We start from the raw sequence: 14,410 nt of genomic DNA, 5'->3' as shown, positions 1-14,410 counted from the left end.
AGGAGTGCTTATGTATAAAAGAAGCTATTTTACCGCGTCGGCGAAGGTGCGGCGATAGCGCTCCGACGCCGGCACGGTGGTTGGCACTCCCGCATGCCCCTCCGGCTTACTTGACGGTGATCTTGATGTCCTTGCTCATGCCGGGACCATAGGACTGGTGCAGGCCGTTGGCGAACTGCATCGACAAGGTGTAGGTGCCGGGTGCCAGCTTGACTTCGGTCTCGGTCTGGCCCTTGCCGAAGTGGATGTGATGCTCGTCGGCCGGCACCACTTCGCCCGCCTTGACCGGCGCGGCGTTGATCAGCAGGTGGTGGTGGCCGGTGTTGGCCGTCATGTCGCCGGCCGGCTTGACTTCCATGCCGGTGACAGCGAACTTGACCTTGAACGGGCTGGTGACGGTGGCGCCGTCGGCCGGCTCGACGAACGAAACCGATTGCTGGGCGAAGGCGCTGGCGCTCAGGGCCAGGAAGGCTGCGGCGGCTACAAGGTTTTTCATCATGAAGTGATCTCCGGTTTAGTCGTTTTTAATAACAATGCTGGGGAACTTGCTGGTCATATCCTTGGCCTTCTCCGAGACCTGTACTGCAATCTTGCGGGCGATGTCCTTGTAGATGGCGGCCATCTGGCCGTCCGGCTCGGCCACCACGGTCGGCTTGCCGGAATCGGCCTGCTCGCGGATGGACAAGGTCAGCGGCAGCGCGCCGAGGAACTCGACATTGAAATCCTTGCACATCTTCGCCCCGCCGCCGGCGCCGAAGATTTCTTCCGCGTGGCCGCAGTTGGAGCAGATGTGGGTGCTCATGTTCTCGACGATGCCGAGGATCGGAATGCCGACCTTCTCGAACATCTTCAGGCCCTTGCGCGCGTCCAGCAGCGCGATGTCCTGCGGTGTGGTGACGATGACGGCGCCGGTGACCGGCACCTTCTGCGACAAGGTCAGCTGGATGTCGCCGGTACCGGGCGGCATGTCGACGACCAGATAGTCCAGGTCGCGCCAGTTGGTCTGCTCCAGCAGCTGCTGCAGCGCCTGCGTGACCATCGGGCCGCGCCACACCATCGGCTCGTCCGGGTCGATCAGGAAGCCGATCGACGACACCTGCACGCCGTAGTTCTCCAGCGGCTCCATGGTCTTGCCGTCCTTGGTCTCAGGCCGGCCGGACACGCCCAGCATCATCGGCTGCGACGGGCCGTAGATATCGGCGTCCAGCAGGCCGACCGAGGCGCCCTCGGCGGCCAGCGCCAGCGCCAGGTTGACGGCGGTGGTCGATTTGCCGACGCCGCCCTTGCCGGAGGCCACGGCGATGATGTTCTTCACATTGGGCATCAACTTGAGGCCGCGCTGCACGGTGTGCGAGATGATCTTGCTGGACACGCCGACGCTGACGTTGCCAACGCCCGGCAGCGCGCGCAGGCCGGCGATCACGCTGGCGCGGATGGCGTCGAACTGGCTTTTGGCCGGGTAGCCCAGCTCGATATCGAGGGAGACATCGCCGCCCTCGACCTTCAGATTCTTCACGGCCTTGCCGGTCACATAGTCTTTCGTTGTATTCGGGTCAACGATTTTGGACAGCGCGGCTTTAACGTCTTCTACTGTGATGCTCATGTAACTCTCTCCGTAAAATGTGCCCTCATTCTAGCGCATCGCGCCAGAAAACCCCTCGAACGTGCGCAGTTGCGGCTTCCACTGTTAAAATGTTCTTTTTCCACCCACAAAGTGCATCAACCATGACCCGCAAGCTGTTCGTCACCACTGCCCTGCCCTACGCAAACGCCGCTTTCCATATTGGCCACATGATGGAGTACATCCAGGCCGACATCTGGGTCCGGTTCCAGCGAATGCAGCGCGACGGCGACGCTCAACGGGTGGTGCACTTCGTCGGCGCCGACGACACCCACGGCACGCCAATCATGATCGCCGCCGAAAAGGAAGGTATCACGCCGCAGGAATTCGTCGCCAAGATCGCCGCCGGCCGCGCCCAGTACCTGGACGGTTTCCACATCGCCTTTGACAACTGGTATTCGACCGACTCGCCGGAAAACGTCGAACTGTCGCAGGGCATCTATCGCAAGCTGCGCGACAACGGCCTGATCCAGACCAAGATCGTGCCGCGCTTCTACGACCCGGTCAAAGGCATGTTCCTGGCGGACCGCAACATCAAGGGCGAGTGCCCGACCTGCCACGCCAAGGACCAGTACGGCGACAACTGCGAAGTGTGCGGCGCGGCCTACCAGCCTACCGAGCTGATCAACCCGTTCTCGGTATTCACCAACGCCACGCCTATCCTCAAGGATTCGGAGCAGTACTTCTTCAAGCTGTCCGACCCGCGCTGCTACCAGTTCCTCAAGGACTGGCTGAACACGCCGGGCCGCCTGCAGCCGGAAATGGTCAACAAGGTCAGCGAATGGCTGGGCGAAGCCGGCGAGAAGCTGGCCGACTGGGACATCTCGCGCGACGCGCCCTACTTCGGCATCCCGATTCCCGACGCGCCGGGCAAGTTCTTCTACGTCTGGCTGGACGCGCCGGTCGGCTACCTGGCCAGCCTGAAGAACTACTGCGAGAAAAAAGGCATCGACTTCAACGCGCTGCTGAACGATCCAGGCACCGAGCAGATCCACTTCATCGGCAAGGACATCGTCTCCTTCCACCTGCTGTTCTGGCCGGCCATGCTGAACTTCGCCGGCCATCCGGTGATCGACAAGCTCAAGGTCAACGTGCACGGCCATCTGACCGTCAACAACGAGAAGATGTCGAAGTCGCGCGGCACCGGCATCTCGCCGCTGCGCTACCTGAACCTGGGCATGAACCCGGAATGGCTGCGCTACTACATCGCCTTCAAGCTGAACTCCAAGGTGGAAGACCTGGACTTCACCGGCGAGGACTTCGTGGCCCGCGTCAACAGCGACCTGATCGGCAAGTACGTCAACATCGCCTCGCGCTGCGCCGGCTTCATCGCCAAGAAGTTCGACGGCAAGCTGGCGTCGTCGCTGTCCGAGGGCGCGCAGGGCTGGATCAAGCGCGCGCTGATCACCGCCGACGGCGTCGAACGCCAGGCCAGCATCGCCGCCAATTTCGAGGCGCGCGAGTTCGGCAAGGCGCTGCGCGAGATCATGGAAATCGCCGACATCACCAACCAGTACGTCGACGAGAACAAGCCGTGGATACTGGCCAAGGACGAGTCCAAACTGGCCGAGTTGCACGACGTCTGCACCACGGCGCTGATCCTGTTCCGCCAGCTGACCATCCTGCTGTCGCCGGTGCTGCCGGGCGTGGCCGCCAATGTCTCCAAGTTCCTCAACGACGCGCAGCTGGTGTGGGCCGATACCGACGTCGCCAGCGGCGTGGTGTCGAGCGCGATGCTGGGCCGCACCATCGGCGCCTACGCGCACCTGATGACGCGCGTCGATGCCAAGATGATCGAGGACCTGTTCGACGCGCCGGCGCAGCAAGCTGCCGCCGCAGCCGCTCCGGCGGTCGCCGCCAAGCCGGCCAAGCAGGCCGCCGCGCCAGCCGCGCCGGCCTTGCCGATGCCGGAAGGCGTGGAGGAACTGGCGCCGCAGATCAGCATCGACGACTTCGTCAAGATCGACCTGCGTGTGGCCAGGATCGTCAACTGCGAGCACGTCGACGGTTCGGACAAGCTGCTGCGCCTGACGCTGGACGTGGGCGAAGGCCGCCTGCGCAACGTCTTCTCCGGCATCAAGTCCATGTACCAGCCGGAAGAGCTGGTCGGCAAGCTGACCGTGATGGTCGCCAACCTGGCGCCGCGCAAGATGAAGTTCGGCGTGTCCGAGGGCATGGTGCTGGCAGGTTCCGCCAAGGACGAGAAAGCCAATCCAGGCATCTACATCCTCAATCCGTGGCCGGGCGCTGAGCCAGGCATGCGCATCCGCTAAGGGCTAGCCGATGAACATCGTGGTTCGGGAAGCGCGGAATGACGATGCCAAGCTGATTGCCGACCTCACGCGCGCAGCGTGGGCCGGCAAGGTCAGCGTCACCTCCAGCGGCCACCGCGAGACCGCCGTCCTCGTTGCAGACCACCTGCGCGATGGCGGCGGTTTTGTTTTGCTGGTCGATGAAGAGCCGGTGGGTTCGGTGCGCTGGCTGCCGCTCGACGCGGAGCCGGATGTGTGGGAGATCTGCCGCATGGGCGTGCTGCCGCAGTACCGCGGCGACAATCTGTCGCAGCACCTGCTGGAGGCGGTGATCCATCATGGGCTGGCGAGCGGCGTGGAGGAAGTGCGGCTGGCCGTGCGCGGCGACCAGCCCAAGCTGATCGACTTCTACACCGCCTTTGAATTCGAATTAGCGGAAGAGCTTGAATACTCCCACGCCAATCCGATGGAACCGCCGCCGCTGGTGATGCGGCGTTCGCTCAAGCACTAAGCCGCTACGCCGCGGCGTGGCTGATGTGCTTCAGCAGGGTTTTGATATCGGCTTCCGCCTCCGGCGACACCTGGGTGAACATGCAGCCCACATGCAGCTGCTCGCCCAGCAGGAAGGAGCGGACGGAGCGCGTGACCCGAATTTCCATTTCCGCGACGATCACCGATTCCGACTCGGATTCCGTTTCCAGTTCCAGCCGCACCTCCACCACCTTGCGGCCCTTGAGCAAACCCTTCGTCGCACTCTTCGTGCAGCGCAGGCCCATTCCGCCCTGCGCGAAATCGTAGATGGGCAGCTCATACATCCTGCCGTTCACCTCGAACGAGGCCATGAAAGTGACGCCCAGCGGCGTTTCCACGCGCTCGAACCCGCGCCGGTTCAGCACCGCGCAGGTTTCCGGGAAGACCATCGGGATCAGCTGCGGCTGGCCGGGAAGCGAGTTCCAATCCATATTGGACAGGCGGAATTGAATCTTCGCGTTGCTCAGGACGGTGACAAAAGTGACTTTGCCAGGCGGGAGGATTTCCCCTTCGTTCAATTCCATCACGAAGTGCGGCAATTCGGGATCGACTGACAATATGCGGCCAAGCACCGGCTCACGGACGCCGCTGGTGTACATCGAGATCGCATCACCGCTTGCGGCAAGGGCGGTGAATGCATCGCCGATATCATCTTCGGTCGTCATGTCATAGGAATTGGCGGAGGCTGGGATGGGGCCTATCGCATCTTGCGGCCGTGGCGGTCCTCTACGGATCGGGACGGCAGTGTGCTCAGTGAGTAGCATGTCACCACCTATAATGTAGACGTTTATTTAGGTCTCTTATAACTTCATCATAGTTTGTAATTTGCCGCGTGGCAACCTATATTTTACATCTTGAAAAATGGAGGTGGAAACAACCCACCTCCACCGCCAATTCCTACTTATAAATCCCACAACCAATCACGACGTCCTCCACGCGCTCGACGTAGGTGCGCTTGCCGTCGATGGTGCCGGTGCTGGGGTTGGGCCACTTGTAGTCGATCCAGCCCTTGCCCTCCTTGCCCATGCCCAGCGCGAGAATGTCCTTGATCAGGAACTTGCCGTCGGCGTCCTTCATCTCCAGCACGTTCTTGCCGACCAGCTTGAGGTTGGCGCCGTTGGCCTGCTCGATGCCGTCGCCGTTGGCCAGGAAAGCGAAGATGTACAGGTCCTTCTGAATGAACTGCCCCTTCGGATTATTGAACTCGGCAAAGGCTTTTTCCTTGCCGTTCTTCTTCAGGAACTCGGCGGCCTTCTTGACCATCGCCACCGCCTCGTCGGCCGTGCCCTTCTCCGCCGCGCCGGCACCCGCAGTGAACAGCATTGCAGCACAGCCCATCACGAAGTATTTCAACAGTTTTTTCATTTTCAACTCCTTGAATTAAAAACACGAACGTCGATTATTCGATGCCAGCCAGGCCAGCACCGGCCCCACGCCCACCACATCTGCCGCGCGGGCGATAACAGCCTCGGTGACGCACCACGGATAGGGCAACGAGGCCACCCATTTCATGACCGGCGCCAGGGCCGCCGGCGGCAATATCTGCATGACTTCGACGCTGATCGCCAGCCGCTCGGCCAGGCCGGTGACATCCTCGAATTGCCAGTCATAGCGCCCGCAGCCGACCCGCACGTTGCCGCTCCCCTTGTCCGTCATCGCCACCAGCCATTCGCAGCTGAAGGTGGGCACCACTTGCCCAGGCGGAGGCGTCAGACAAAAAGTATAGACGTTCTCGTAGCTTTGCCCGAAACGGCGCACCAGCACATCCGCAATGGCGTCGCGTCCCTGCGACAGCGGCGGGAAAGCGATGCTGTCGGTGTGGACCTGCATCGATAACATGGCGTCCTCGCTGAAGGCCTCGGCCATCAGGTGCGGACGATTGCCATCCTTGGCCAGCAGATAGCTATGGATGGTGTGGGCGGGGGAGCGCATGGCGGCCGCCTAGAAGACGTGGCGGATGCCCAGATTGATGCCGCGATTCCCCGTGCCGCCTTCAATCGCGCTACCGACCGTATAACCGGCGCCGTTCTTGTTGCGGATGTATGCGTACACGCCGTACAAGTCGGTGCGCTTGGACAGGTAGTAGCGATAACCCGCCGCCAGTTGCTGCGCATCCTGGTTGTAGCTGGTCTTGTCGTTCTTGCGGATGTAGGAGGCCAGCCATGTGCCCATCCCCTGCGGCACCGTCACACCCAACAGCACCACGCTGCTGTCGATCGTCGGCGTCGGCGCCACCGCGTAGCCGAACGGGTTGTTCAGGTTGCGCGGCAAGGCGCTGTTCAGGCCCTTGTCGACGCCGTAGGCAAAGTGCGCCTTCGCCACGCCGAAGTCGTACAGCGCCGTCAGCACGGTGTTCTTTGCGCTGCTGGTGTTCTTCAGCGTGGCGGTATCGTTGTTGCGGTTGTGATGCGCCAGGCGCAGCACCAGCGGGCCGTTGGTGTAAGCCAGTGCGCCGCCGAACTGGCGCTGCGCCTTGCTGTCGCCCGCCACCTCGCCAACGCCGTAGACCACTTCCGCATTGAAGCCGTTGAACACCGGCGACGCGTACTTGATGGAGTTGTCCATGCGGCTGGCGCTATTGCCGGTGGACGCCATCAGGTTCTTGGTATCGCCAGCCGTGCCGGAGCCGAAGGGATCGACCGCCGCCACCGCCAGATACTGCGGCGTGTACTGGCGGCCGAAGGTCAGCGTGCCGTCCTTCTTGCACTGCAGGCCGACGTAGGCCTGGCGACCGAACAGCAAGCCGCCCTGCCCCATCGCGCCGGTATCGGCCTGGAAGCCGTTCTCCAGCAGGAAGACGGCGGACAGGCCGTCGCCCAGATCCTCGCTGCCTTTGAAGCCCAATCGCGAACCCGATTCAACTCCGCTGGTCAGCTTGGTGCTGGAAGCAGCAGTGCCAACGCCACCGCTCTCGCGCACCACCGCCATGTCGACGATGCCGTACACCGTGACGTTCGATTGAGCTGCAGCCGTCCCCGCCAATGCGCTCAGCGTGAGCGCAAGCATAGTCTTGTTCATTTTTTTCCCCAGTTATTCAGGCTCTGATATTGGAGGCGGGATAACGAGCCTTGGCTATCCCGCCCGTTTGCTTATTTGATTCCGAAGCCGCCGCCGCCCGGCGTCTCGATGGCGAAGACGTCGCCGGCCCGCATCTCGGCAGTGTGCGTGGCGCCGAACTCCTCGACCGTGCCATCGCCGCGCTCGACCCAGTTGCGGCCCAGCGCTCCAGGCGCAGCGCCCTCCAGGCCAAACGGCGCGATGCGGCGGTGGCCGGCCAGGATGTTGGCCGTCATCGCCTCCAGGAAGCGGATGCGGCGCAAGGCGCCGTCGCCGCCCCGCTGCGCGCCATCGCCGCCGCTGCCGCGCCGGATCGCGTGGGTTTCCACCAGCACCGGGAAGCGCCACTCCAGCACTTCCGGATCGGTCATGCGCGAGTTGGTCATGTGGGTCTGCACGGCGGCCGTGCCGTCGAAGCCCGGCCCGGCGCCGGAACCGCCGGCGATGGTTTCGTAGTACTGGTGCTCTTCGTTACCGAAGGTGAAGTTGTTCATCGTGCCCTGCGAAGCCGACATCACGCCCAGCGCGCCGTACAGCGCGTCGGTGACGTACTGCGACACCTCCACATTCCCCGCCACCACAGCGGCCGGATAGCGCGGGTTGAGCATCGAGCCTTCCGGGATGATCAGGTTGAGCGGCTTGAGCACGCCCTCGTTCATCGGTATGTCGCTGTCGATCAGCGTGCGGAACACGTACAGCACGGCCGCCTTGCAGACCGACAGCGGCGCGTTGAAGTTGGTCGGACGCTGCTCGCTGGTGCCGGTGAAGTCCACCGTGGCGCTGCGGCTGGCGTGGTCGATGGTCAGCTTCACCTTCAGCACCGCGCCGTCATCCATCTCGTAGGCGAAGCTGGCATCGCGCAGGCCGCCGATGGCCTTGCGCACCGCCGCTTCCGCGTTATCCTGCACGTGCTGCATGTAGGCCAGCACCACGTCCTCGCCGTAGCAGGCGGTGGCCTTCAGCAGTTCGTTGGCGCCGGTCTCGCAGGCGCCCAGCTGGGCGATCAGGTCGGCGATGTTCTGGTCGATATTGCGGCTCGGCCAGGGACCGGCGCCGAACAGGCTGCGTACCAGCGGCTCCAGGAACACGCCCTTGTCGACGATCTTGACGTTATCGAGCAGGACGCCCTCTTCCAGGATGCTGGTGCTGTTGGGTGGCATGGAGCCGGGCGTGATGCCGCCGACGTCGCCGTGGTGGCCGCGCGCGGCGACATAGAACAGCGGCTCCGGCCGCACCGCGAACGGCGGCGCGCCGACGTCGCCGTACACCGGGCAGACGATGGTGATGTCCGGCAGGTGGGTGCCGCCGTTGTACGGCACGTTGAGCACATAGGCGTCGCCCGGTGCCATCGTCGTCGCGTGCTGGCGGATCACGCACAACACGCTGTCGCTCATCGAGCCCAGATGGACCGGGATGTGCGGCGCGTTGGCGATCAGGTTGCCGTGGCGGTCGAAGATCGCGCAGGAGAAGTCCAGCCGCTCCTTCATGTTGACCGAATAGGCGGTGTTCTCCAGCGTGGTGCCCATCTGCTTGGCGATCGCCATGAACAGGTTGTTGAAGATCTCAAGATGGATCGGATGCACGGCCGTGGTCATCTTGTGCGCGCTGCCGGCGGCCGCGCTGCGCTCCAGCAGCAGCGTATGGTCGGGCAGCACACGCGCGCTCCAGCCGGCGTCCACCACGGTGGTGGCGATCTCCTCGCGGATCAGCGCCGGACCGGCGACGCGGCTGCCCACCGGCAGCTCGGCGCGCACGTGCAGCGCGATCGGCACGGTCTGGCCATCGACGTAGCTGTAGACGCGGCCCGGCGCATCCCCGCCGCCGCCGGCCGGCACTTCGATGACGAAGTCGGCGCCATCGCCCGCGCCGATCGCCTCGGCCGACACCGATTCGATCACCAGCGGCTGGCCTTCCATGACGAAGCCGAAGCGGCCGCGATACAGCTCCGCAAAGGCCTCGCTCATCTCGGCCATGCTCGACATCGGGATGACGAAGGCGGAATCGCTGTCCTGGTACTTCAGCCGCGCACACAGTTCGACGCGGATGTCGTCCTGCGCCACCTGCTGCTCCAGCAGTTCGGTGGCGGCCTCGCGCGCCAGCGCCACCAGTTGCGGTCCCAGCTCGGCCAGCGTGGCGTCGCTGAGCGGCTGCTCGACCGCGCCTTCACGCATGGCGCGGATGTCGGCCAGGCCCATGCCGAACGCCGACAGCACGCCGGCAAACGGATGGATCACGATCTTGGTCATGCCCAGCACGTCGGCCACGCGGCAGGCGTGCTGGCCGCCGGCGCCGCCGAAGCAGCACATGGCGTAGCGGCTGACGTCATAGCCGCGCTCCACCGAGATCGATTTGATCGCCTGCGCCATATTGTCGACCGCCACCGCCAGGAAGCCGTCGGCCACGGCGGACGGCGACAGCCGCGTACCGGTTTCGCGGGCGATCTTCTCGGCCAGTTCGCCGAAGGCGCGCACCACCACATCGCGGTCCAAGGGCTGGTCGCCGTTCGGGCCGAAGACGTGCGGGAAGTGCTCCGGCTGGATACGGCCCAGCATCACGTTGCAGTCGGTGACGGTCAGCGGGCCGCCCTTGCGGTAGCTGGCCGGACCAGGATTGGCGCCGGCCGATTCCGGCCCGACCTTGAAGCGGCCGTTCTCGAAGCTGCAGATGGAACCGCCGCCGGCCGCCACGGTATGGATGTGCATCATCGGCGCACGCACCCGCACGCCGGCCACCACGGTCTCGAACACGCGCTCGTAGGCGCCGTCGTAGTGGGCGACGTCGGTCGAGGTACCGCCCATGTCGAAGCCGATCACCTGTTTCAGGCCGATCGCCTCGCAGCTCTTGACCGCGCCGACGATGCCGCCGGCGGGGCCGGACAGGATCGCGTCCTTGCCCTGGAAGCGGGCGGCGTCGGTCAGGCCGCCGTTGGACTGCATGAACATGATGCGCGTGTCGCCCGTGTCGGCCGAGACCCGCGACACGTAATCGCGCAGCACCGGCGACAGGTAGGCATCCACCACGGTGGTGTCGCCACGGCCGACGATCTTCATCAATGGGCTGACCTGGTGGCTGACGGAGATCTGCGTAAAGCCTGCCTCCCCAGCCAGCGCCCGCAGCCGCTGCTCGTGCTGCGGATAGCGGTAGGCATGCATCAGGACGATGGCGATGGCGTCGATGCCCTTGGCGCGCACCGCGGCGAACTGCCGGCGCAGCAGCGCTTCATCCGGCGCTTGCAGCACCTCGCCGCGTGCGCCGATGCGCTCGTCGATCTCGATCACTTCCTCGTAGATCAAATCGGGCAGCTCGATGCGCATGGCGAAGATGTCCGGCCGGTCCTGGTAGCCGATGCGCAGCTGGTCGGCGAAGCCGCGCGTGATGGCCAGCGCGGTGCGCGCTCCCTTGCGCTCCAACAGTGCGTTGGTGGCGACGGTGGTGCCCATCTTGATCACTTCGATCTGTTCGGCCGGCAGCGGATCGCCCGCCTTCAGTCCGAGCAGGTCGCGCATGCCTTGCGTGACGGCGTCGTCGTAGCGCTCCGGGTATTCGGACAGCAGCTTGTGCGTGACCAGCTTGCCGTCCGGACGGCGCGCGACGATGTCGGTGAAGGTGCCGCCGCGGTCGACCCAGAACTGCCAGCGGAGTTGTTGGGCGGGGATGTCGTTTTTCATGATGTTACCTCTACTGTCTAAATACTGTCTAAATCAGGATTCAAGTTGTTTGCCGGCGGTTTCGGGCAGCGTTAGCGCGGCCAGGATCATCACGCCGTAGGCGGTGCCGGCGAACACGCCGATCGCCTCGCCCAGTGCCATCGACTGGCTGCTCAGGCCTATCATCAGCGGGAACAGCGAGCCGATGGCGCGGCCCATGTTGTAGCTGAAGCCCTGTCCGGAGCCACGGATCGCGGTCGGGAACAGCTCGGTCAGGAAGGCGCCCATGCCGCTGAACACGCCGGACACGCAGAAGCCCAGCGGGAAGCCGAGGAACAGCATCACGCTGTCGGTCACCGGCAAGCGGGTGTAGGCCAGCGCGATGCACAGCGAGCCGGTGGCGAACAGGATGAAGTTCTTCTTGCGGCCCAGGTAGTCGGTCAGGAAGGCGCTGACGATGTAGCCCACATACGAGCCGACGATCACCATCGCCAGGTAGCCGCCGGTGCCCAGCACCGTCAGGTGGCGTTCGGTCTTGAGGAAGGTCGGCAGCCAGGTGGTGATGGCGTAGTAGCCGCCTTGGGCGCCGGTGGTCAGCAGTACGGCGCGCAGCGTGGTGCTCAGCATCTTCGGTGCGAAGATCTGGGCGAACGAAGCGCGGTCCTCCGGCGCCACCTTCTTCTGCTGCGCCACGAACACCTCCGGCTCGTCGACGAAGCGGCGGATGAAGATCACGAACAGCGCAGGCAATATCCCCAGCAGGAACAGCGAGCGCCATGCCCAGTCATGCGGCAGCAGCGAGAACATCAGCGCATACAGCAGCGCCGACACGCCCCAGCCGATCGCCCATCCCGCCTGCACCATACCGACCGCCTTGCCGCGGTCCTTGGCGCGGATTACCTCGCCGATCAGGATGGCGCCGGCGGTCCACTCGCCGCCCATGCCGAAGCCCATCAGGCCGCGCGCCACCAGCAGCTGGGTGAAGTTCTGCGCCAGTCCGCACAGCACGGTGAAGACGGCGAACCACAGGATGGTCAGCTGCAGCGTCTTGACGCGGCCGATGCGGTCCGACAGGATGCCGGCGATCCAGCCGCCGGCGGCGGAGGTCAGCAAGGTGACAGTGCCGATCAAGCCGGCGTCGCCCTTGGACAGACCCCAGGTGGCGATCAGCGTCGGGATCACGAAGCTGAGGAACTGGGTGTCCATCGCGTCGAGCGCATAGCCGATCTTGCAGCTCCAGAAAGTGCGGCGCTCCTTGCCGGTCAGTGCGTGGAACCAGGCGAAGTATCCTTCGGGCTGGGTGGTTGATAGTGCTCTGGTATTCATGATGCTCCCCCTTTGATTTGGCGTAGCCGTCCCCGTTAGGACGCGCGGTGCGGGTCCGTCATGGGCGCCACTTTGGTTTTTAAACTAGAACGCTGCTAAGGATGAATTGAGTATGTCGGTCACCAGCATGTAGCCCGGCTGGTGGGTGATCACCAGCGGCAGGCGCGCGTGGCGGATGGCTTCCTGCGGCGTCACGCCGCATGCCCAGAAGACCGGTATTTCGTCCGGCATGATCTCGACTGCATCGCCGTATTCGGGCCGCGCGATGTCGGCGATGCCGATCAGCGACGGGTCGCCCAGGTGGACCGGCGCGCCGTGCACCGCCGGATAGCGGCTGGTGATCTGGATCGCGCGGATGGCGTCGGACGCCTTCATCGGCCGCATCGACACCACCATCTCGCCGCCGAACGGACCGGCGCCCTGGTTGCGGATATTGGTGCGGTACATGGCGACGTTGCGGCGCTGTTCGATGTGGCGCAGCTTGATGCCGGCCTCGATCAGCATCTGCTCGAACGAGAACGAGCAGCCGATCGCGAACACCACCAGGTCGTCGCGCCAGACGTCGTGCAGCGCATACGTTTGCGACGCCAGCTGGCCGCCACGATAGACGTTGTAGCCTGGGACGTCGCTGCGCAGGTCCATGTCGGCGCCCAGGCGCGGCACGTTCCACTGGCCAGGCTCCCCCACCGCCAGCAGCGGGCAGGCACGCGGATTACGCTGGCAGAACAGCAGGAACTCGTCGGCATGCGCCTGCGGCAGGATCACCAGGTTGGCTTGGGCGTATGGGCCGCAATGGCCGGAGGTCGGCAGGCGGAATTCGCCGCTGCGTACTTTGTGACGTAATTCGAGTGGGGTCATGGCGCTGGTCTCGTTCAAATCATGAATAACTTGCATGAGTTAAGAATAAACTTGAATAACCCTATACGCTATCTAGTTATTTTTGCTGTTGTTGTATAGTTTTTCTTACCACTCCGCGCTATCTTGGTGCGCCGGGTTAAGGTATTCTTATTTGCTATGAACACCCGCTTCCTGGAAACCTTCGTCACCCTCGCCCAATTGCGCAGCTTCCGCGCCACGGCCCGTGCGCTGCATGCCACGCCGGCCGCCATCTCGCTGCGCATCAAGACGCTGGAGGAGGAGCTGCAAACGGAATTGATCGACCGCGCCAGCAAGGACTTCCGCCTCACCGCCAACGCCGAGTACCTGCTGGCCCATGCCAAGGCGGTGGTCGACGCCACGCGCCGGCTGATGGCGGCGGCGCAGAAGGACAGCGCGATCCGCGGCCGCCTGCGCGTGGGCGTGATCGAATCGGTGGTGCACAGCTGGCTGGCGCAGTACATCCGCGAGTTGAACGCCATGTACCCGGAGCTGGAGGTGGACCTGGCGGTCGACATGAGCAATGTGCTGGAGCGGCGCCTGCGCGCGCGTGAGCTCGATCTGGTGATCCAGGTCGAGGGCGTGGAGAGCAGCGACATCGTCTCCGAGGCGCTGGCCGTGTATCCGCTGCACTGGATCGCCCGCAAGGGTCTGATCGACACGCGCAAGGAAGGCCTGAACCAGCGCGTGCTGGCCCTGCCCATCCTGACCTTCGGCCGCGGCACGGCGCCGCAGCGCATGATCGAGGAAATCGTCAGCAAGATGGCCAACCTGGCGATGGTGCCGCTGGAGCAGACCCGCATCACCTGCTCGCCGTCGGTGGCGGCCATCGTCCAGCTGGTGAAGGATGGCTACGGCGTCGCCGCCATCCCCAGCCTGTTCGTGGTCGACGCGCTCAAGAACGGCGAGTTCATCGAACTGCCGGTGCAGCCGGAACCGCCGGCCATCATCGTCTCGATGTGCTTCCACTCCAATGCCGAGATGCTGGTGCACGCCGCCGCCAACGCCGCCCGCCAGGCTTGCGCCAGCTACTGCGCGCAGATCGATCCACGCTACATCAAGTCGCTGGGCTGAGGCCCCGTCCCGGTCATGCCGATTGC

12 protein-coding genes are annotated in these 14,410 nt (G+C 64.2%); 3 read left to right on the top strand and 9 right to left on the bottom strand.

All coding sequences use genetic code 11. The features are described from left to right. Window positions 1–106: 106 nt before the first annotated feature. Together ACEN9O_RS19235 and apbC are read right to left on the bottom strand one after the other, a co-directional pair. Complete coding sequence (locus ACEN9O_RS19235) at window positions 107–499, bottom strand: DUF4399 domain-containing protein (protein WP_495613438.1); 393 nt, start codon at window positions 497–499, stop codon at window positions 107–109. A gap of 15 nt (window positions 500–514) precedes the next feature. Then, on the bottom strand, window positions 515–1,603 hold the full coding sequence (gene apbC / locus ACEN9O_RS19230) for an iron-sulfur cluster carrier protein ApbC (RefSeq protein WP_495613437.1): 1,089 nt from the start codon (window positions 1,601–1,603) through the stop codon (window positions 515–517). A 122-nt stretch (window positions 1,604–1,725) separates the two neighbouring features. Between apbC and metG the strand changes: the two genes are divergently transcribed. Together metG and ACEN9O_RS19220 are read left to right on the top strand one after the other, a co-directional pair. Beyond that, window positions 1,726–3,894, top strand: coding sequence for a methionine--tRNA ligase (metG, locus tag ACEN9O_RS19225; RefSeq protein WP_495613436.1), 2,169 nt, complete (start codon window positions 1,726–1,728; stop codon window positions 3,892–3,894). Window positions 3,895–3,904: 10 nt separating this feature from the next. Continuing rightward, window positions 3,905–4,384: a GNAT family N-acetyltransferase gene (locus tag ACEN9O_RS19220; RefSeq protein ID WP_495613435.1), complete on the top strand. Its 480-nt coding sequence runs from the start codon at window positions 3,905–3,907 to the stop codon at window positions 4,382–4,384. A gap of 4 nt (window positions 4,385–4,388) precedes the next feature. On the opposite strand, the gene ACEN9O_RS19215 is transcribed toward ACEN9O_RS19220, so the two are convergent. The 7 genes from ACEN9O_RS19215 to ACEN9O_RS19185 form a co-directional block, all read right to left on the bottom strand. Next, the gene (locus tag ACEN9O_RS19215) at window positions 4,389–5,069 is read right to left on the bottom strand and encodes a PilZ domain-containing protein (protein WP_495613434.1); all 681 of its coding nucleotides are present in this window, start codon (window positions 5,067–5,069) and stop codon (window positions 4,389–4,391) included. 232 nt (window positions 5,070–5,301) lie between these two features. Next, on the bottom strand, window positions 5,302–5,769 hold the full coding sequence (locus tag ACEN9O_RS19210; RefSeq protein WP_495613433.1) for a cache domain-containing protein: 468 nt from the start codon (window positions 5,767–5,769) through the stop codon (window positions 5,302–5,304). 15 nt (window positions 5,770–5,784) lie between these two features. Next, a complete protein-coding gene (locus ACEN9O_RS19205) occupies window positions 5,785–6,336 on the bottom strand; it encodes a nuclear transport factor 2 family protein (RefSeq protein WP_495613432.1) in 552 nt (183 codons plus the stop codon). Window positions 6,337–6,345: 9 nt separating this feature from the next. Further along, the gene (locus ACEN9O_RS19200) at window positions 6,346–7,422 is read right to left on the bottom strand and encodes a porin (protein ID WP_495613431.1); all 1,077 of its coding nucleotides are present in this window, start codon (window positions 7,420–7,422) and stop codon (window positions 6,346–6,348) included. A gap of 71 nt (window positions 7,423–7,493) precedes the next feature. Next, the gene (locus ACEN9O_RS19195; protein WP_495613430.1) at window positions 7,494–11,129 is read right to left on the bottom strand and encodes a hydantoinase B/oxoprolinase family protein; all 3,636 of its coding nucleotides are present in this window, start codon (window positions 11,127–11,129) and stop codon (window positions 7,494–7,496) included. A 33-nt stretch (window positions 11,130–11,162) separates the two neighbouring features. After that, window positions 11,163–12,434: an MFS transporter gene (locus ACEN9O_RS19190; protein WP_495613429.1), complete on the bottom strand. Its 1,272-nt coding sequence runs from the start codon at window positions 12,432–12,434 to the stop codon at window positions 11,163–11,165. 84 nt (window positions 12,435–12,518) lie between these two features. Further along, complete coding sequence (locus ACEN9O_RS19185) at window positions 12,519–13,328, bottom strand: putative hydro-lyase (RefSeq protein ID WP_495613428.1); 810 nt, start codon at window positions 13,326–13,328, stop codon at window positions 12,519–12,521. A 120-nt stretch (window positions 13,329–13,448) separates the two neighbouring features. On the opposite strand from ACEN9O_RS19185, the gene ACEN9O_RS19180 reads away from it, so the two are divergent. Next, on the top strand, window positions 13,449–14,384 hold the full coding sequence (locus ACEN9O_RS19180; protein ID WP_495613427.1) for a LysR family transcriptional regulator: 936 nt from the start codon (window positions 13,449–13,451) through the stop codon (window positions 14,382–14,384). The last annotated feature ends 26 nt before the right edge of the window (window positions 14,385–14,410 follow it).

This window comes from Duganella sp. Dugasp78 (assembly GCF_059491455.1).
Note: the sequence above shows the minus strand (reverse complement) of the source record. Positions and strands in the feature narration are given on the sequence as shown.